17 protein-coding genes are annotated in these 18,854 nt (G+C 60.9%); 4 read left to right on the forward strand and 13 right to left on the reverse strand.

Annotated features, from left to right (window positions below; translation table 11 throughout):
- Nucleotides 1–48 precede the first annotated feature (48 nt).
- From nagZ to AB1N67_RS16990, 3 genes are read right to left on the reverse strand one after another with little or no spacing between them, the layout of a single operon-like run.
- Nucleotides 49–1,047 (reverse strand): beta-N-acetylhexosaminidase, encoded by a 999-nt coding sequence (gene nagZ, locus AB1N67_RS16980; protein WP_177343680.1) that lies wholly within the window; start codon nucleotides 1,045–1,047, stop codon nucleotides 49–51.
- 23 nt (nucleotides 1,048–1,070) lie between these two features.
- Nucleotides 1,071–1,595 carry a L,D-transpeptidase gene (locus AB1N67_RS16985; RefSeq protein ID WP_090343877.1) on the reverse strand — a complete coding sequence of 175 codons (525 nt, stop codon included), beginning with the start codon at nucleotides 1,593–1,595 and terminating at the stop codon, nucleotides 1,071–1,073.
- 39 nt (nucleotides 1,596–1,634) lie between these two features.
- A complete protein-coding gene (locus AB1N67_RS16990; protein WP_043215753.1) occupies nucleotides 1,635–2,348 on the reverse strand; it encodes a TetR/AcrR family transcriptional regulator in 714 nt (237 codons plus the stop codon).
- Between the two features lie 242 nt (nucleotides 2,349–2,590).
- Here AB1N67_RS16990 and lexA point away from each other — a divergent pair, with 242 nt between their 5' ends.
- Together lexA and sulA are read left to right on the forward strand one after the other, a co-directional pair.
- Nucleotides 2,591–3,199, forward strand: coding sequence for a transcriptional repressor LexA (lexA, locus tag AB1N67_RS16995; protein WP_043215752.1), 609 nt, complete (start codon nucleotides 2,591–2,593; stop codon nucleotides 3,197–3,199).
- Nucleotides 3,200–3,212: 13 nt separating this feature from the next.
- Nucleotides 3,213–3,701: an SOS-induced cell division inhibitor SulA gene (gene sulA, locus AB1N67_RS17000; protein WP_182815917.1), complete on the forward strand. Its 489-nt coding sequence runs from the start codon at nucleotides 3,213–3,215 to the stop codon at nucleotides 3,699–3,701.
- Nucleotides 3,702–3,751: 50 nt separating this feature from the next.
- Here sulA and AB1N67_RS17005 read toward each other — a convergent pair whose 3' ends face one another.
- The 7 genes from AB1N67_RS17005 to AB1N67_RS17035 form a co-directional block, all read right to left on the reverse strand.
- A complete protein-coding gene (locus AB1N67_RS17005; RefSeq protein ID WP_043215749.1) occupies nucleotides 3,752–3,985 on the reverse strand; it encodes a hypothetical protein in 234 nt (77 codons plus the stop codon).
- A gap of 51 nt (nucleotides 3,986–4,036) precedes the next feature.
- A complete protein-coding gene (locus AB1N67_RS17010; RefSeq protein WP_367863309.1) occupies nucleotides 4,037–4,558 on the reverse strand; it encodes a DUF6586 family protein in 522 nt (173 codons plus the stop codon).
- A 121-nt stretch (nucleotides 4,559–4,679) separates the two neighbouring features.
- Nucleotides 4,680–7,289 carry a type I DNA topoisomerase gene (gene topA, locus AB1N67_RS17015; protein ID WP_070571021.1) on the reverse strand — a complete coding sequence of 870 codons (2,610 nt, stop codon included), beginning with the start codon at nucleotides 7,287–7,289 and terminating at the stop codon, nucleotides 4,680–4,682.
- A gap of 100 nt (nucleotides 7,290–7,389) precedes the next feature.
- On the reverse strand, nucleotides 7,390–7,641 hold the full coding sequence (locus AB1N67_RS17020; RefSeq protein ID WP_043206690.1) for a DUF1653 domain-containing protein: 252 nt from the start codon (nucleotides 7,639–7,641) through the stop codon (nucleotides 7,390–7,392).
- A 77-nt stretch (nucleotides 7,642–7,718) separates the two neighbouring features.
- On the reverse strand, nucleotides 7,719–8,894 hold the full coding sequence (gene fadA, locus AB1N67_RS17025; RefSeq protein WP_043206692.1) for an acetyl-CoA C-acyltransferase FadA: 1,176 nt from the start codon (nucleotides 8,892–8,894) through the stop codon (nucleotides 7,719–7,721).
- Nucleotides 8,895–8,925: 31 nt separating this feature from the next.
- Nucleotides 8,926–11,073: a fatty acid oxidation complex subunit alpha FadB gene (gene fadB, locus AB1N67_RS17030; RefSeq protein ID WP_367863310.1), complete on the reverse strand. Its 2,148-nt coding sequence runs from the start codon at nucleotides 11,071–11,073 to the stop codon at nucleotides 8,926–8,928.
- Nucleotides 11,074–11,477: 404 nt separating this feature from the next.
- Nucleotides 11,478–11,915 carry a hypothetical protein gene (locus AB1N67_RS17035; protein WP_043206694.1) on the reverse strand — a complete coding sequence of 146 codons (438 nt, stop codon included), beginning with the start codon at nucleotides 11,913–11,915 and terminating at the stop codon, nucleotides 11,478–11,480.
- A gap of 108 nt (nucleotides 11,916–12,023) precedes the next feature.
- Here AB1N67_RS17035 and AB1N67_RS17040 point away from each other — a divergent pair, with 108 nt between their 5' ends.
- Nucleotides 12,024–12,467: a universal stress protein gene (locus AB1N67_RS17040; protein WP_043206695.1), complete on the forward strand. Its 444-nt coding sequence runs from the start codon at nucleotides 12,024–12,026 to the stop codon at nucleotides 12,465–12,467.
- Between the two features lie 106 nt (nucleotides 12,468–12,573).
- Here AB1N67_RS17040 and AB1N67_RS17045 read toward each other — a convergent pair whose 3' ends face one another.
- Nucleotides 12,574–14,508: an ATP-binding cassette domain-containing protein gene (locus tag AB1N67_RS17045; protein WP_043206696.1), complete on the reverse strand. Its 1,935-nt coding sequence runs from the start codon at nucleotides 14,506–14,508 to the stop codon at nucleotides 12,574–12,576.
- A 221-nt stretch (nucleotides 14,509–14,729) separates the two neighbouring features.
- Between AB1N67_RS17045 and AB1N67_RS17050 the strand changes: the two genes are divergently transcribed.
- A complete protein-coding gene (locus AB1N67_RS17050; protein WP_090343871.1) occupies nucleotides 14,730–16,658 on the forward strand; it encodes a transglycosylase SLT domain-containing protein in 1,929 nt (642 codons plus the stop codon).
- Nucleotides 16,659–16,929: 271 nt separating this feature from the next.
- Here the strand turns inward: AB1N67_RS17050 and AB1N67_RS17055 are convergent, their stop codons facing one another.
- The gene (locus AB1N67_RS17055) at nucleotides 16,930–17,733 is read right to left on the reverse strand and encodes an MOSC domain-containing protein (RefSeq protein ID WP_102081928.1); all 804 of its coding nucleotides are present in this window, start codon (nucleotides 17,731–17,733) and stop codon (nucleotides 16,930–16,932) included.
- A 58-nt stretch (nucleotides 17,734–17,791) separates the two neighbouring features.
- Nucleotides 17,792–18,727 (reverse strand): chemotaxis protein, encoded by a 936-nt coding sequence (locus tag AB1N67_RS17060; protein WP_043206699.1) that lies wholly within the window; start codon nucleotides 18,725–18,727, stop codon nucleotides 17,792–17,794.
- Between the last annotated feature and the right edge of the window lie 127 nt (nucleotides 18,728–18,854).

Below are 18,854 nucleotides of genomic sequence, written 5' to 3' on the forward strand. Positions count from 1 at the left end.
GACGCTTTCGTCGCTCCACCAGATCGCACCGAATCAAGGCACCCCAAATCAATCGACCAACTGTGCTTCCTTCAAAGCACCCAGCGCCTCCAGCCAACGCGGCTGCTGGCGGTAATCGGTGCGGGCGAAGCCACGTCCGCGCATCCTCGCGATCCGCGGCGATGGCTCGACCTTCAGCCGCTGGGCCGCGCTCAATGCCAGCTCCGCCGCTGCCCGGTCATTGCACACCAACCCCATGTCGCAACCAGCACTCAGGGCCGCCTCGATCCGGCTGGCAGCATCACCCACCACATGGGCACCGGCCATGGACAAGTCGTCACTGAAAATCACCCCCTCGAACCCCATCTCACCGCGCAGGATGTCCTGCAGCCAGCGACGCGAGAACCCGGCCGGCTGGTTATCGATTTGCGGGTAGATCACATGCGCAGGCATCACAGCCGCCAATTGGCCTCTTAGCTGAATGAAAGGCAGCAGGTCCGCCTGGCGTAACTGCTCAAGGCTGCGCTCATCCGTAGGTATGGCCACGTGAGAGTCGGCTTCCGCCCAGCCATGCCCCGGGAAGTGCTTGCCACAAGCAGCCATGCCAGCGGCATTCATACCGCGGATGAACGCCCCCGCCAGTTGGGTGGCGCGCGCCGGGTCGCCCTCGAAGGCACGGCTGCCGACTACAGCGCTGCGCTGATGATCCAGGTCAAGCACCGGGGCGAAGCTCAGGTCAAGGCCTACAGCCTGCACTTCGGTCGCCATCAGCCAACCACACTGCTCGGCCAGGTATTCGGCGTTGGCATTGTCGGCGATCGCACGCATGGCCGGCAGACGTACGAACCCCTGGCGTAGGCGTTGGACCCGTCCACCCTCCTGGTCGACAGCCAGGATGAGGTCGGGGCGCACAGCGCGGATGGAGGCGCACAGCTCACGCACCTGGCGAGGGCTATCGATGTTGCGGGCAAAAATGATCAGGCCGGCCACTTCGGGCTGGCGCAGGAGATGACGGTCTTCGGCGGTCAGCCATTTACCGGCGATATCCACCATCAGGGAGCCTTGCAGGCGGGCAGTCATATTGGATTCCTTCATGGGAGGGGCAGCACGCCCCAGTGCGGGCAGGCAGACTCATCGATCCGCACCGCGCAATGGTCCGGTACCCGATCGAACAACGCGATCAAGTCGCTGTTCCTGAGACGTATGCAACCATGGGACAACGGGATGCCCATAGGTTCAGTGTCCGGCGTACCGTGCAGGTAGATGTAGCGGCGAAAGGTGTCGACCTTGCCAAGCCGATTGACCCCAGGTTCACAACCACTGAGCCAGAGAATGCGGCTCAGGATCCAGTCGCGCCCGGGAAACTGCTCATGCAGCTTCAGGGACCAGACCTCGCCCGTCCAGCGCCGGCTGCGCAGTACAGCGCCCTGCGGCAGGCCGGCACCGATCTTGGCGCGGACCTGGTGAAGGCCTCGCGGCGTACAGCCGGAGCCATTGAGCTCCCCGGCACCGTTTCGCGCCGTGGATACCTCCAGGCGCACACGCAGCGCCCCACGGGTGAATCCGTAGAGGCGCTGGTCGGCAAGAGAGATATGTAGGTAGTCGAGGTCAGGCATGGGCGCTAGCTTAGCCCAAGCGCCTCTTAGCGCACAGTGTCAGGCCTTGGCAGGCGCTGGCGCGACGCTGCTTTTGCTGCGTGGACGCAATTGTGCGGTGGCCATGGCCGGATCGGTGACCCCACTGTCGGCACGCATGCCAGCGGCGAGAAACGGCACCATCAGGCGCATCACTTGCTCGATCGAGGTATTGATGCCGAAGTCGGTTTCGGCGATGGCACGCAGCGCCTTGATGCCCGACATGCTGAAAGCGGCAGCCCCAAGCATGAAGTGCACGCGCCAGAACAGCTCCAGCGGCGGGATACGTGGCGCGGCTTCGTTGACCAGCAGCATGTAGCGGCGGAACACCTTGCCGTACATGTCTTCGAGGTATCGACGTAGGTGACCTTGGCTCTGGCTGAAGGCAAGGCCAAGCAGGCGCATGAAGATCGACAGATCGTTGTTGCTGCGAGGCTGCACGGCCAGCGCTTGCTCGACCAGCATCTCGAGCAACTCCTCCAGGCTCGGTTTGGGCTCGGGGCGCGCCTGACGACGATCCAGCTCACGTTCGAGACTGGAGCAGAACGGGCCGAGAAAACGCGAGAATACCGCCTGGATCAGGGCTTTCTTGGAGCCGAAATGGTAGTTGACCGCCGCCAGGTTGACCCCGGCCTTGCTGGTGATCAGCCGCAACGAGGTTTCCGCGAACCCCCTCTCCGCAAACAGCTGCTCTGCAGCATCGAGAATGCGTTCAACGGTTTCCGATTGGGCCATGACTACTCCGCCTGACAAACAGTTGTTTGAAACATACGTTTCAAGCTTTCATCTGTCAAGACACGTGACCCGCCAGTCGCCATTTAACCACAGCATTGAAACATTCGCTGCAAGCCACGGTTGGCGCAGGCTTCGCCCTATGTGCACGACACAGTGACGTGTTTTCCCGGCCCACAGTGCTTGCAGCTGGCCAGCCACTGTATATAATCCCAGTCACTGTATAAAAAGACAGAGCGCTTGCCATGCTTAAACTGACGCCACGCCAAGCTGAAATCCTGGCCTTCATCAAACGCTGCCTGGAAGACAACGGCTTTCCGCCGACCCGCGCGGAAATCGCTCAGGAGCTTGGGTTCAAATCGCCCAATGCCGCCGAAGAGCACCTCAAGGCGCTCGCCCGCAAAGGAGCGATCGAAATGACCCCGGGCGCCTCCCGCGGCATTCGCATCCCAGGGCTTGAGACCAAGGCAGAAGAGAACAGCCTGCCTATCATCGGCCGGGTCGCTGCCGGCGCACCGATCCTCGCCGAGCAACACATCGAAGAATCCTGCAACATCAACCCAGCCTTCTTCCATCCTCGCGCCGACTATCTGCTGCGTGTCCACGGCATGAGCATGAAGGACATCGGCATCTTCGACGGCGATCTGTTGGCGGTCCACACCTGCCGGGAGGCCCGCAACGGCCAGGTCGTGGTCGCCCGCATCGGTGACGAAGTGACCGTCAAGCGTTTCAAGCGCGAAGGCAGCAAGGTCTGGTTGATCGCCGAGAATCCCGAATTCGCCCCCATCGAAGTCGACCTGAAAGAACAGGAGCTGGTGATCGAGGGCTTGAGTGTCGGCGTCATTCGCCGCTGATCCAGGAGGCGTCATGCAGCAGTTCATCCAAACACCCCAGCAAGCCCAGTTGCCGCTGTTCGAAGCCTTCCTGGCCCAGCCGGCGCTGCCAGGTCTCAAGCCTAGAGACTCTGCCGGTGAGAAGCCGCGCAAGGGCACCCAGCCGGAGTTGTTCAGCGAACTGTCTTTGCGCGGCGCTCCAGGTCATTGCCAGGGCCTGCTGGCCCCGATCCTGCGCGAGCTGAGCGAAGAGGACGAAACCCGTTGGCTGACGCTCATCGCGCCCCCTGTCAGCCTGACCCAGGCCTGGTTGCGTGATGCCGGCCTGAACCGCGAACGTATTCTGCTATTGCAACCAGGCGCAAACCAGAGCGCCTTGCAACTGGCATGTGAAGCGCTACGCCTGGGCCACAGTCACACCGTCGTCAGTTGGCTTGGCAACGTCAATGCCAATGCACGCCAGCAATTGATCCGCGCCGCCAATACCGGAAACGCACAAAGCCTGAACATCCGCCTCGGCTGATGTTCAGGCTTTGCCTGTCTCAATCCAATCCCTGAATCGGAGCGCGGTGCTCAGTGCAAAACGCGCGGTCCTTCGTCACGCTCGAAATCGCCCTCTACCAGGCGACCTGCCATCTGCACACCCACGCTCAACATGGCCTTGGCCACTTCAACATGCTGGCCCTGCAGGAAGGCCTTGGCGTCCTCGGAGAAATCCAGGGTCACCAGGGAACCCTCGTCCTCGGCGCGGCGCAGTTCGATCCGGCCATCAGGCAACTCGACAATTTCTAGAAAGGACGTTGACATATAGGGCCTGCTTTTCACGAAAGGCGATTATTGTACCAGCCGCCAGCGCTATCAGCACTCACTCAACGCGTCACGAAAGCGCCGAACCACGTCCTTGAGGTTGGCCCGCCAACTTTCCAGCTCTTGCCGGGAAAGCGCTGATTGCTCGGGCTCGTCCAAATTGACGGCCTGGATCAGCGGCTGGGTGACATCGGATTTAGGGGCTTTTTTGGCGACCGGCGGTCGGAACAAATCGGCATAAGCACTCAGCATCTGGGCAAGCCAGGTTTCTGGCTGACGCACCAGCTCAAGCAACTCGGCCACCTCAGGAATGGCGATGCTGTTCAGCGCCTCGTCGTTGAGCAATAGCTCGACCCGCGACGCCCCAGCCTGAGGCAAGCGGTAGAAACCTGCAATTTCATGGCACAGCCCTAGTAAAGCGCCATACAAGTGGAACAGCGCGGACTCGCGCTCGGCCTGTACCAGGCCTTGGGCATTCATCGCCTGGCTACCTTCAGCCTTGGCCATGGACTCCAGGGCAAGCCCGGCGAAGAAGAGTTTCTGATTGGTGCGGGTGTAGAGTTCCTGGGCCATCTTCAGTGGCCTCCCTGAGGCTGCAAGGCGATATCCCAGTGTCAGGGATTGCCCTGCCCCGCCGCAAGCTCAATGTCAAAAAGAAAGGGGCCGATTCGCGGCCCCCTTTCAGCACTTTGGATCAGCGCTTGTCTTCGATTTTCCAGCTGTTGCCGTCAAAGAATGCCTTCCAGCCGGTCGGCTTTCCGTCGACCTCGGACTGCACGTACTGCTCTTTGGTCTTGCGGCTATAGCGAATCACCGCCGGACGCCCGTCGGGATCTTTCTGCGGGGCATCGCACAAGAAGTGATACTTCGGATCGATCTCGTGCTTGTGCGGGATGATCTCCAGCACCAGTGGCGCGCGTGTTTCGCGGTTCTTCGGGAACTGGCTGGCAGCCAGGAACAGCCCCGAGGCGCCGTCGCGCAGCACATAAGTGTCATCGACCTTCTCACACTTGAGCTCGGGCATGTCCACCTTGTCCATCTTCGGTGGCGCTGCCTCACCGCTCTTGAGCAGCTTGCGGGTGTTCTTGCACGCAGGATTGGTGCAACCGAAGAACTTGCCGAAACGGCCAGTCTTGAGCTGCATCTCGCTACCGCACTTGTCACATTCCAGGCTAGGCCCTTCATAGCCTTTGATGCGATAGCTGCCCTGCTCGATCTCGTAACCGGCACAGTCCGGGTTGTTGCCACAGATGTGCAGCTTGTGCTTTTCATCCAGCAGGTAGGCATCCATCGCCGTGGAACAGATCGGGCAACGGTGCTTGCCACGCAGGACCAAGGACTCGGACTCACCTTCATCGTCGGCAGCGATTTCATCGCCCGGTACGAGGTTCACGGTGGCCTTGCAGCGCTCCTTGGGTGGCAGACTGTAACCCGAGCATCCCAGGAACACGCCAGTGGAGGCGGTACGGATCATCATGGGTCGACCACATTCCTTGCAGGGAATGTTGGTCAGGGTCGGCTGGTTGGCACGCATACCGTTCTCGGCGGATTCGGCAGCCAGCAGCTTCTTGCTGAAATCGCCATAGAACTCGTCCAGAACGTTCTTCCAGTCGCGTTCGCCCTGGGCGACGTCATCGAGGTTCTCTTCCATGCCGGCGGTGAAACCGTAGTCCATGAGATTGGAGAAGCTTTCCGACAGACGCTCAGTGACGATGTCGCCCATCTTCTCGGAGTAGAAGCGGCGATTGTGCAAAGTCACATAGCCGCGGTCCTGGATGGTAGAAATGATCGCCGCGTAAGTCGATGGTCGACCGATCCCACGCTTTTCCATTTCCTTGACCAGGCTGGCTTCGGTGTAGCGCGCCGGCGGCTTGGTGAAGTGCTGGCTCGGGTCGAGCTGGATGAGCTTGAGCGACTCGCCCTGGGCCATTTCCGGCAACACGTCATCTTCGCCCGGCTTGCTCTGCTGAGGCAGTACACGGGTATAACCGTCGAACTTGAGGATGCGGCCCTTGGCACGCAATTCAAAGTCACCGGCATTGACCGTGACGCTGGTGGACAGGTATTGCGCAGGAGGCATCTGGCACGCCAGGAACTGGCGCCAGATCAATTCGTACAGGCGCTCGGCGTCACGCTCCATGCCACTGAGCTTGGTCGGATGAGTGTTGACATCAGAAGGGCGAATCGCTTCGTGCGCTTCCTGGGCACCCTCCTTGCTGCCATACACCACTGGCTTTTCCGGCAGGTACTGCTTGCCGAACTCGCGCTCAATGTAGCTGCGCGCCATATCCAGCGCATCGACCGACAAGTTGGTCGAGTCGGTACGCATGTAGGTGATGTAGCCCGCCTCGTAGAGACGCTGGGCCATCATCATGGTTTTCTTCACACCAAAGCCCAGGCGGTTGCTCGCGGCCTGTTGCAGCGTCGAGGTAATGAACGGCGCCGACGGCTTGCTGCTAGTCGGGCGGTCTTCGCGTTTGGCAACGCTGTAGCTGGAAGCCTTGAGTTTCTCAAGCGCCGCCATGGCCTGGGCTTCGTTCAACGGCTTGAAGGCTTCGCCCTTCTCACGTGCCACTTCGAAGCGCACCTTGGCGTTCTTGGCGGTCCCCAGGTCAGCATGCACTTCCCAGTATTCTTCAGGATTGAAGGCCCGAATTTCCCGCTCACGTTCCACTACCAGCTTCACGGCCACCGACTGCACCCGACCGGCGGACAAGCCACGGGCGATCTTGGCCCACAGCAACGGCGAGACCATGTAACCGACCACGCGATCGAGGAAGCGCCGGGCCTGCTGGGCGTTGACCCGATCGATGTCCAGCTCGCCTGGCTGGGAGAAGGCTTCCTGAATGGCCTTCTTGGTGATCTCGTTGAACACCACGCGCTTGTAGCGGCTGTCATCACCACCGATAGCCTCGCGCAGGTGCCAGGCGATGGCTTCCCCTTCGCGGTCCAAGTCGGTTGCGAGATAAATGGTGTCGGCATCCTTGGCCAGGCGACGCAGTTCGTCGATGACCTTTTCCTTGCCGGGCAAGATTTCGTACTTGGCTTTCCAGCCGGCTTCCGGGTCGACCCCCATGCGGGCGACCAGCTGGCGGCGCGCCTTCTCCTTCGGCGACAGCGCGGGGGCCTCGGACGCGGTCTTACCGCGCTTGGCCGCCGGCTCCTTGGTGGCGCTGGCCGAACCGCTGGTGGGGAGGTCTCGGATATGGCCGATACTCGACTTCACCACGTACTGGCTGCCCAGGTACTTGTTGATGGTCTTGGCCTTGGCCGGGGATTCCACAATGACCAGCGATTTGCCCATGGATCGGAGTATTCCTGAATCTGAAGATGAAAAACGCGTCAGGTGCCAGACGCGGCACCGCTATATATAGTGGCAACAGGGTGAGGTCAAGCGCTCAGGTTCAGCCTTGCGCTACACCAGGCTGCTCGAACCGTCCCTCTTCGGCCTTGACCAAAGCAAAGCGTGGCACCTGCTCGCCGTCAACCTCGACAGACTCCAGGAACATCGACAACGGCCTTACCCAAAGCCCGAATTCGCCATACAACGCCTGGTAGAACACGACCCATTCTTCGGTCTCGGAGTGCCGCGCAACGCCGAACACACGGTACTCAGGCCCTTTGTAATGCCGGTACACACCGGGTTGTATCTGCATGTCGCCCACCTCTTGAAACAAATCCTGTAAAAAACAAAAACCGGGGCACAAGGCCCCGGTTGCTGTCATCGACGCGATCAGACGCGTTCGAAGACAGTGGTGATGCCTTGACCCAGGCCGACACACATGGTGGCGACGCCGAGGGTACCGCCTTTTTGCTTCATGACGTTGAGCAGGGTGCCGGAAATCCGCGCTCCCGAGCAACCGAACGGGTGACCCAACGCAATCGCGCCGCCGTGCAGGTTAACCTTCTCATCCATCTTGTCGAGCACTTTCAGGTCCTTGAGTACCGGCAGGGCCTGCGCGGCGAACGCTTCGTTGAGCTCGATGAAGTCGATGTCGGCCATGGTCAGGCCGGCACGCTTGAGGGCTTTCTGGGTCGACGGCACCGGACCGTAGCCCATGATTGCCGGGTCGACGCCGGCCACCGCCATGGCGCGGATGACCGCCAGAGGCTGGATCCCCAGGTCCATGGCACGCTGGCCGGACATGACGATCATGCACGAAGCGCCGTCAGTGATTTGCGACGAAGTACCAGCGGTGACGGTACCCCCTTTCGGGTTGAACGCCGGCTTGAGCGACGCCAGGCCTTCAAGGGTGGTTTCCGGGCGAATGGTCTCGTCGTAGTCGAAGACCTTCAGGAAACCGTTCTCGTCATAGCCCTGCATCGGGATGATCTCGTCCTTGAAATTGCCTTCGACCGTCGCCTGGTGGGCCAGCTGGTGCGAACGCAGGCCGAACAGGTCCTGCTGCTCGCGGGTGATGCCATGCATCTTGCCGAGCATCTCCGCAGTCAGGCCCATCATGCCCGACGCCTTGGCGGCATGCAGGGACAGGTGCGGGTTGGGATCCACGCCATGCATCATGCTGACGTGACCCATGTGCTCGACACCACCGACGACAAACACATCACCGTTGCCAGTCATGATCGCCTGGGCGGCGGTGTGCAGCGCGCTCATCGACGAGCCGCACAGGCGGCTCACGGTCTGGGCCGCAGAAGTGTGCGGGATCTGGGTCATCAGCGACGCCATGCGGGCGATGTTCCAGCCCTGCTCCAGGGTCTGGTTGACGCAGCCCCAGATCACGTCCTCGACTTCTTTCGGATCGACCTTGTCATTGCGCTCCAGCAGCTTGCTGATCAGGTGCGCGGACATATCCTCGGCACGGGTGTTACGGTGCATGCCACCTTTGGAACGACCCATCGGCGTGCGACCGAAGTCGACAATCACCACGTCTCTTGGATTCAGGCTCATATCAATACTCTCGCTCTAACTCGTTGGGCGCTCAGTTGAAGAAGCGCTGACCGTTCTTGGCCATTTCGCGCAGCTTCGCGGTCGGGTGGTACAGCGGCCCCAGATCGGCATACTGGTCGGCCAGGGCGACGAACTCAGCGACCCCGATCGAATCGATGTAGCGCAGCGCACCACCACGGAAGGGAGGGAAGCCAATGCCGTACACCAGGCCCATGTCGGCTTCGGCGGCGGTCTCGACGATGCCATCTTCCAGGCAGCGGACGGTTTCCAGGCACAGAGGGATCATCATCCAGTTGATGATGTCCTCGTCGGTCACTTCACGCTGCTCGAAGACGATCGGCTTGAGCACATCCAGCACCGAGGCATCGGCGACTTTCTTCGGTTTGCCGCGCTTGTCGGTTTCGTAGGCGTAGAAGCCCTTGCCGTTCTTCTGGCCCAGGCGATTGGCCTCGTACAGGGCATCGACGGCGGAGCGGCGATCGTCTTTCATGCGGTCCGGGAAGCCTTCGGCCATGACGTCGCGACCATGGTGGCCGGTGTCGATACCGACGACGTCCATCAGGTAGGCCGGGCCCATCGGCCAGCCGAACTTTTCCATCACCTTGTCGATGCGCACGAAGTCGACACCGGCGCTGACCAGCTTGGCGAAACCGCCGAAATACGGGAACAGCACACGGTTGACCAAGAAGCCCGGGCAGTCATTGACCACGATCGGGTTCTTGCCCATCTTCTTGGCGTAGGCGACGGTGGTAGCGACCGCGACTTCACTGGACTTCTCGCCACGGATGACTTCCACCAGCGGCATCATGTGCACCGGGTTGAAGAAGTGCATGCCGACGAAGTTCTCGGGACGCTTGAGGGCTTTGGCCAACAGGTTGATGGAGATGGTGGAGGTGTTGGAGGCGAGAATCGCGTCCTCTTTGACCTGCCCTTCCACTTCCGCCAACACCGCTTGCTTGACTTTCGGGTTCTCTACCACCGCTTCGACGACGATATCGACGTTGCCGAAATCACCGTAAGACAGGGTCGGACGAATGGCATTGAGCGCCTCAGCCATCTTCGCCGGGGTCAAGCGCCCCTTCTCGACACGCTTGCCGAGCAGCTTGGAGGCCTCGTTCAGGCCCAGCTGGATGGCCTCCTCACGGATGTCCTTCATCAGGATCGGCGTGCCCTTGACGGCGGACTGGTAGGCGATGCCGCCACCCATGATGCCGGCGCCGAGCACGGCAGCCTGCTTCACGTCACGGGCGATCTCGTCATGGGCCTTGGCCTTGCGCTTGAGCTCCTGATCGTTCAGGAACAGGCCGATCAGGCTTTCGGCGACCGAAGTGCGGGCCAGCTTGGCGAAACCTGCGGCCTCGACCTCCAACGCTTCGTCACGACCGAAATTGGCGGCTTTCTGAATAGTCTTGATGGCTTCGACCGGTGCTGGGTAGTTCGGGCCGGCTTGACCTGCGACGAAGCCCTTGGCGGTCTCGAAGGCCATCATCTGTTCGATGGCATTGAGCTTGAGCTTTTCAAGCTTTGGCTGGCGCTTGGCCTTGTAATCCAGCTCACCGCTGATGGCACGCTTGATCAGGTCCAGAGCAGCGGACTGCAGCAGTTCAGGGGCAACCACGGCGTCGACGGCGCCGACCTTGAGCGCGTCCTCGGCACGGTTTTCCTTGCCGGAGGCGATCCACTCGATCGCGTTGTCCGAACCGATCAGGCGCGGCAGGCGCACGGTGCCACCGAAGCCTGGGTAGATGCCCAGCTTGACTTCGGGCAGACCGATCTTCGCGCTCGAGGACATGACGCGGTAATCGGCCGCCAGGCACATTTCCAGGCCGCCACCCAAGGCGATGCCGTTGATGGCAGCGACGGTCGGCACGGCGAGGTCTTCAAAGTCGTTGAAGATGCGATTGGCTTCCAGGTTGCCGGCGACCAGCTCGGCCTCGGGCAGCTTGAAGTTGTCGACGAACTCGGTGATGTCGGCGCCGACGATGAACACGTCCTTGCCGCTGCTGACGATCACGCCCTTGATGGCGGCGTCGGCCTTGATGGCGTCTACGGCCTGGCGTAGCTCTTCCAGGGTCAGGCGGTTGAACTTGTTGACGGACTCACCCTTGAGGTCGAACTTCAGTTCGACGATGCCGCTTTCAAGAGCCTTAACCGTGATGGCTTTACCTTCGTAAATCATCAACTGATCTCCACGATATGGAAGCTGAACTGTACACGCCGATCGCTGGTGCGAAGGCCGATCAAGCCTTCTTTCCAGGCACACCCGTCAGCGCGATAGTCGGGATTCTGTAAGAGCGATCTGACATACAAACGCTCAATTCATACGCCCGTTTGATTTGGGTATGCACACATTCACCGAAAAGATCGGCGTTGTCAAATGCTCGAAAGCACCCTTAAAACGCGACTTTCCGGTCATTTTGCACCGCACAGGTACCAAACATGATGACGGTGATTGCGGCACATTCATCGGGAAGATAGACACCCCATACACCCAGAAATGCACTGGTAAATGAGGAAAATGGGGCACAAGGCAGAGGCGTTACGCTGTTGGGGCCGCGAAAAGCGGCCCAGGGAGGGTAGAGATCAAGCGAGGGTTTCGAGCACGCGGGCAATATCCTGCAAAACAGTCTTGTCGCCCCGCTCGCTCCAGTACAGGGCCAGCATGCGACTGTCGGCTTCGACTTTGTAGACCGTTGCCGGCAGGCGCGCAAAGGCTTCATTCAGGCGCGGGTCTGCGCAGGGCTCGCGCCACTGGTTCCACCAAACCCCCGGCGTGACCTGCCAATAACACCAGGTATCGTCGCTCCCCTTGCGCCGGGCTCGATGGTATTGCGGACAGGGGCTGGGAGGCTCTTTTTCCAGCCAATGAGGCCACTGCTGAGGCGCCAGCTGCATGGCCAACCCCATACGCCGGCCTTCCAGACGTAGATTCATCTGCTCGCTCTGTTTTCGCGAAGGGCGCAACCAGGCCATAGGGCTCAGAATCAGCGCAAGGATTGACACCACCAGCCATACCGTCATATCTGTAGATTCCATAAAGCGTTGCAAATGAGCTGGTTAGCCAGGTTTCTCGGCACTCGGCCCGAAAGCGACCATACTTCTACTATCGCAAATGTCAGGAGTACCACCATGTCCTACGAACATCTTCTGGTTGCTGTCGACCTGACCGAAGAATGCGACCCGGTGATCAAGCGCGCCATGAAGCTCGCCGAACCTACTGGAGCCAAGGTCTCGCTGGTGCACATCGTCGAACCCATGGCCATGGCCTTCGGTGGCGACGTGCCGATGGACTTGTCGCAATTGCAGCAGCAACAGTTCGATCAGGCCAAGGAGCGCATGGATCGCCTGTTCAACAAGTATCCGACCATCAACCGTGGCGACTCGCACCTGACCTACGGTCAGCCACGTCAGGAAATCCATCAACTGGCCAAGGACCAGAACTGCGACCTTATCGTAGTTGGCAGCCATGGCCGCCACGGTCTTGCCTTGCTGCTTGGCTCCACCGCAAACGATGTGCTGCATGGCGCGCCTTGTGACGTCCTGGCCGTACGCCTGCAGAAAAAAGAAGGCTAAACGCCCCCAGGGGCATCCAACAGCCACTCGCAGGTTTCACCAGCTTGGTCCTGGGCTGGCGAAGCCTGCGGCAGGGCGCCAGGCGCCCTGATGGCCTGAGACAGCCTTACCCTTCCAGTTCAGCCCAGCGCTCGACCAGCGTATCCAGCTCACTTTGCATCTGCTCAAGTTTGGCCAGCACCGCCGAGGTCTCACCGATCGGTCGTTGATAGAAGCCCGGGGCATTGACCTCTTCCTGCACCGTAGCCATGCGCTGCTCCAATTCATCGATCAGCCCTGGCAGCGCCTCCAGCTCACGCTGCAGCTTGTAGCTCAGCTTTTTCTTGGCCGGATCCGACGCAGCAGCCGCAAGGTTTGCAGCCGGTGCCGCCTGCTCCGCAGGCTTTTCCACTACGGCGCTGCCCAGCTCGGCCTTGCCGCCCTTGCTCTCGGCAACGCCGAGCAACTTCGGCGAGCCACCTTGACGGATCCAGTCCTCATAGCCACCGACATACTCACGCACCCGGCCTTCGCCTTCAAACACCAGGGTACTGGTCACCACGTTGTCGAGAAATGCCCGGTCATGGCTGACCATCAGCACGGTGCCCTTGAAGTTGGAGAGCACTTCCTCGAGCAGCTCGAGGGTCTCCACATCCAAGTCGTTGGTCGGCTCGTCCAGCACCAGCAGGTTGGCCGGCTTGCTGAACAGTTTGGCCAGCAACAGCCGCGCCCGCTCGCCCCCGGACAACGCCTTGACCGGCGTACGGGCACGTTGTGGACTGAACAGGAAATCGCCCAGGTAGCTGAGCACGTGCCGGCTCTGGCCGTCGATCTCGATGAAGTCCCGCCCTTGCGCGAGGTTGTCGATTACCGTCTTCTCCAGGTCCAGTTGATGGCGCAACTGGTCAAAGTAGGCGACCTCAAGCTTGGTGCCGCGCTCGACTTTGCCCGAAGTGGGCTCCAAGTCGCCCAGCATCAGCTTGAGCAAGGTCGTCTTGCCAGTACCGTTGGCGCCCAGCAGGCCAATACGGTCCTCGCGCTGCAGGACCATGGAGAAGTTCTTGACCAGCATCGGGCCATCGGCGTGCGCGAAGCTCACATTTTCGAGCGTCATGACCTGCTTGCCGGACTTGTCCGCAACCTCGATCTGGATGTTCGCCTTACCCTGGCGCTCGCGACGTTCGCCGCGCTCGACACGCAATGCCTTCAGGGCGCGCACACGACCCTCGTTACGGGTACGCCGGGCCTTGATGCCCTGGCGAATCCAAACCTCTTCCTGAGCCAAACGCTTGTCGAACAGCGCATTGGCAGTTTCCTCGGCGGCCAGCATGGCCTCCTTGTGTACCAGGAAGCTGGCGTAATCGCCGTTCCAGTCGATCAGACCGCCGCGATCCAGTTCCAGGATGCGGGTAGCCAGGTTTTGCAGGAAGGAACGGTCGTGAGTGATGAACAGCACAGCCCCGTTGAACCCGCTGAGGGCCTCCTCGAGCCAGGCGATGGCACCGATGTCCAGATGGTTGGTCGGCTCGTCGAGCAGCAGCAGGTCCGGTTCGGACACCAGCGCCTGGGCTAGCAGCACACGCCGACGCCAACCACCGGACAGCTCGGCGAGGGTCTTGTCAGCGGGCAGCTGCAGACGGCTCAGGGTGCTTTCCACCACTTGCTGCAGTCGCCATCCATCGCGCGCTTCGAGTTCATGCTGGACGTGCATCAGTTTCTCGAGGTCGGCATCGCCCTGAATGTTCTGGCTCAAGTGGTGATACTCGGCCAGCAGCGCGCCGACGCCGTCCAGGCCTTCGGCCACCACATCGAACACTGTGCGCTCGTCAGCAACCGGCAATTCCTGCGGCAATTCGCCGATCTTCAGGCCCGGAGCACGCCAAATTTCGCCGTCGTCAGGCTTCTGCTCGCCCTTGACCAGGCGCAGCATGCTCGACTTGCCAGTGCCGTTGCGGCCGATGATGCACACCCGCTCGCCACGCGCGATCTGCCAGGACACCTTGTCCAGCAGCGGCATGGCGCCGAACGCAAGGGACACATCGCTGAATTTGAGCAGGGTCATAATCTTCTCCAAAAACCGGGCGCGCATTCTACCTGACTTGCCCCTTGCGGGCATTAGCCAGACTGCACCCCGCAGACGTTGCGACATCCGGTCGAAGATAATGATTGGATACAAGCACAGTGCTTTCACCCGCTGCCGGCAAACGGCTAAGCTAAGGCAATAGATCCCAACAGTGCTGGCTTCGCCGTCACTTTTCCTTGGTTCACTTGCCCGGACGTCTCATGCGCAGCCGCCTGTTCCAACTCGTTTCCTGCCTGCTGCTCACCGCCACCACCGCGAGCGCGGCACAGGCCATCGATATCACTCAGCAGCGTCAATATTACGATGAGGCCAAGCGCGCCCTGGCCAAGGGCGACAAGGGGCCTTACCTGCGCTACGCCAATGCGCTTCGTGATTATCCGCTGACACCTTACCTGGCCTATGACGAGCTCACCGCCCGCCTCAAGAGCGCCAGTAACGAAGAAATCGAAGGCTTCCTCGCCCGGCATGGCGACCTGCCCCAGGCCAACTGGATGAAACTGCGCTGGCTACGCTGGCTGGCCGAACGCGGCGAATGGAACACCTTCGTCAAATACTACGACCCCAAGCTCAACTTCACAGAACTGGATTGCCTGAACGGCCAGTACCAGCTCACCCACGGCCTGCGCGCCGAAGGTTTTGCCAGCGCCGAAAAACTGTGGAACGTCGGCAAGTCGCAACCTGCCGCCTGCGACACCCTGTTCGGCCTGTGGGCGGCCGAAGGCCAGCTGACCGAGGCCAAACGCTGGCAACGGGCCAAGCTCGCGGCCCAGGCGCGCAACTACAGCCTGGCCAATAACCTGGTCAAGACCCTGACCACCCTCGCCCCCCAGGGCCGACTGCTGATCGATGTGGCGCAAAAGCCGGAGCTGCTCAACCAGCCGTCGCGTTTTACGCCCGTCAACGAAGCCATGTCCGATGTGGTCAGCCTGGGCCTGCGTCGCCTGGCGCGTCAGGACCCAGAGCGGGCCATGTCACTGCTCGACGACTACGCCCAGCGCATGCACTTCTCGCGCGACGAGAAGGTCGCCATCGCCCGCGAAATCGGCCTGACCCTGGCACGCCGTTACGACCCGCGCGCCCTGGACCTGATGACCCGATACGACCCCGAGCTGCGTGACAATACCGTCAGTGAGTGGCGCCTGCGCCTGCTGTTGCGCCTGGGTCGCTGGGAAGACGCCTACGAGTTGACCAAGCGTTTGCCTCAGGACTTGGCCAGCAGCAACCGGTGGCGTTATTGGCAGGCCCGTAGCCTGGAGCTGGCGCAGCCGAACAACCCCCAAATCCCACTGTTGTACAAGACAGTGGCCCGCGAGCGTGATTTCTATGGATTCCTCGCCGCCGATCGGGCACAGACGCCCTACCAGCTCAACAACAAGCCGTTGATGCTGAGCCAGCAGGTGATCAACAAGGTACGCAACACCCCCGGAGTGCGTCGCGCCTTGGAGTTCCATGCTCGCGGCCAGATCGTCGAGGGTCGTCGTGAGTGGTACCACGTCAGCCGCCACTTCAACCGCGACGAGATGGTCGCCCAGGCCCGCCTGGCCTACGATCTGCGCTGGTACTTCCCAGCGATCCGTACGATCAGTCAGGCCCAGTACTGGGATGATCTGGACATCCGCTTCCCCATGGCTCACCGCGACACGCTGGTGCGCGAAGCCAAGGTGCGCGGATTGCATTCGAGCTGGGTATTCGCCATCACCCGCCAGGAAAGCGCCTTCATGGAAGACGCCCGCTCCAGTGTGGGAGCCAGTGGTCTGATGCAGCTGATGCCGGCCACGGCCAAGGAGACAGCGCGCAAATTCAACATTCCGCTGGCCTCGCCTTCGCAGGTACTCAATCCGGACAAGAACATCCAGCTTGGTGCGGCTTACCTGAGCCAGGTGCATGGGCAGTTCAATGGCAATCGGGTCTTGGCCTCGGCGGCGTACAACGCAGGTCCCGGGCGGGTGCGGCAGTGGCTCAAAGGGGCCAAGCATCTGAGCTTCGATGTGTGGGTGGAGTCGATCCCATTCGACGAAACACGCCAGTATGTGCAGAACGTGTTGTCTTATTCGGTGATCTACGGGCAGAAGCTGAACTCGCCGCAGCCGTTGGTGGATTGGCACGAACGGTATTTCGACGATATGTGAGGGCTTGGGCTTTCAGATAGTGTGAATATCCATTCTGGGTGGGGCGCCACCGGCGCTTTTCGCCTTTACGGCGACCTACTTTTGCTCTTGGGCAAAAGTAGGCAAAAACCGTTGGCTCCCACATCCGGCCCCTGCGCCACGCTCCGGAGTCCCCTCGCTGCGGTGTCTTGCGGGGCGTACGCGCAAAGGTGACTAACCGTCAATAAATCAAACGGATACACCCACGCCCCTCAAACCATCACCAACGAACAAACAAGCCAGCCACAACGTATTATTCGATCACCTCGACCGCCATCCCGACCCGCAACGCCCCAGGTCCATCGGCCGCCACGTTCTGCCCAAACAACACGTCCCCTTCTTTCTCCCGGAACGTCTTCAGTGTCGTCAAAGGCTCACGATCCGCGCTGCGCTCCCCCGTGGCAGGGTCAAGCGTGGTCAAGATGCATCGCACGCTAGGTTTGAGCAGCCGAAAGGTCAACTCGCCAATGCGAATCCGCTTCCAGCCGTCCTCGGCAAAAGGCGCAGCCCCTTCCACCACCAGGTTCGGGCGAAACCGCAACATCTCCATGGGGCGTCCGATCCGCCGGTTCAGCTCGTCAAGCGACCCTTGCCCGATCAGCAGCAACGGAAACCCGTCCGGGAACGCCGCCCGGTCGCTGTTCAGGCCATAGCCATTAGGTAGATAACGCGCCCGCTGCTCTGGGCAATACACCAGGCGAACCGACTTGCCGAGCAGTTCGCTCAACCAGGCTGCGGCGGCATCGCCGGCGTCCGGTACTCGCAGTGTGTCACGCCAAATGGTAACACCACGCAGGTCGTCATCGACTCCGGGTACGGGAACGGCCAAAGGCGCCTGCCCTGGGGCCTGGAGCAAGAGTTGCCCATGCTCGTCGTAGCTGGCATTGATTTGTCCCAGGCCTGGCCAGGCGCGTTGGGTGAGGAAGCGTCCATTGTCCTGCTCCACCACCATCCAGCGCCGGTCACCCCGCAACCCCAGAAGGTCAACCGGCGAGTCCACCAGGCTCTGGGCCTGCCCCGATTTCACCGGGTATCGATACAACGCACTCAAAAACATCCCTGCCCGCCTCGAGCCAGCCGAAAATGCCAAGCTTATACCCGGCCACGGCAGGCCACTAGGCTGTGGCGTGATCCAGCATCAGGCGCTGTCGCACCACATCCACCAGGCGGTCAGGCTGGAATTTGGAAAGGAAGTTGTCACAGCCAACCTTCTTCACCATTGATTCGTTGAAACTGCCCGACAGCGACGTATGCAGCACCACGTGAAGCCCACGCAGGCGCGCGTCGCCACGGATCTCGGTGGTCAGGCGGTAACCGTCCATCTCGGGCATTTCCGCGTCGGTGAACACCATCAGCAGTTTCTCGCAGACATCTTCTCCGGCATCCGCCCAGCCTTTGAGCATGCGCAATGCCTTCAGGCCATCGCTTGCCACGTGCAGCTTCATGCCGAGCTGAGACAGAGTCTCGCGCAGTTGAACCAAGGCCACGCTGGAGTCATCCACCAACAACACTTCACGACCGCGGGCGCGCGCCAGGACCGGGTCATCGAGCTTGTCCCGCGAGACGCGTGTGTTGTAGGGCACGATCTCGGCCAGGACTTTTTCCACATCGATCACCTCCACCAACTGCTCATCGACCTTGGTGATCGCTGTCAGGTAGTGCTGGCGACCGGCGCTGGACGGCGGCGGCATGATGGCTTCCCAGTTCATGTTGACGATGCGGTCGACGCCGCCCACCAGAAAGGCCTGCACCGAGCGGTTGTATTCGGTGACGATGATGGTGCTGTCCGGGCCGGGCTGTAGGGGCCGCATACCGATCGCCTGAGAGAGGTCGATCACCGGCAGTGTCTGGCCACGCAGATTGACCACACCACACACGAAGGCGTGGCGCTGCGGCATCAAGGTCAGCTTCGGCAGTTGCAGCACTTCCTGAACCTTGAACACGTTGATGGCGAACAACTGGCGCCCCGCCAGTCGGAACATCAGGATTTCCAGGCGGTTCTCACCTACCAGTTGTGTACGTTGATCGACCGTATCGAGAATACCAGCCATTGGAAAACCCCCAGGCTTGAGTCAGGAATGTGAATTCATCTGTCTTGTATCGGCGCAACTGCGCGCAGCTTGACCCCTCAGGGAAATTGTATTGCCGACATTTGATATCACTTTAACATCATGCTTT

Origin of the sequence: Pseudomonas guariconensis (assembly GCF_040822035.1) — a bacterium.
Lineage (GTDB): Bacteria > Pseudomonadota > Gammaproteobacteria > Pseudomonadales > Pseudomonadaceae > Aquipseudomonas > Aquipseudomonas guariconensis.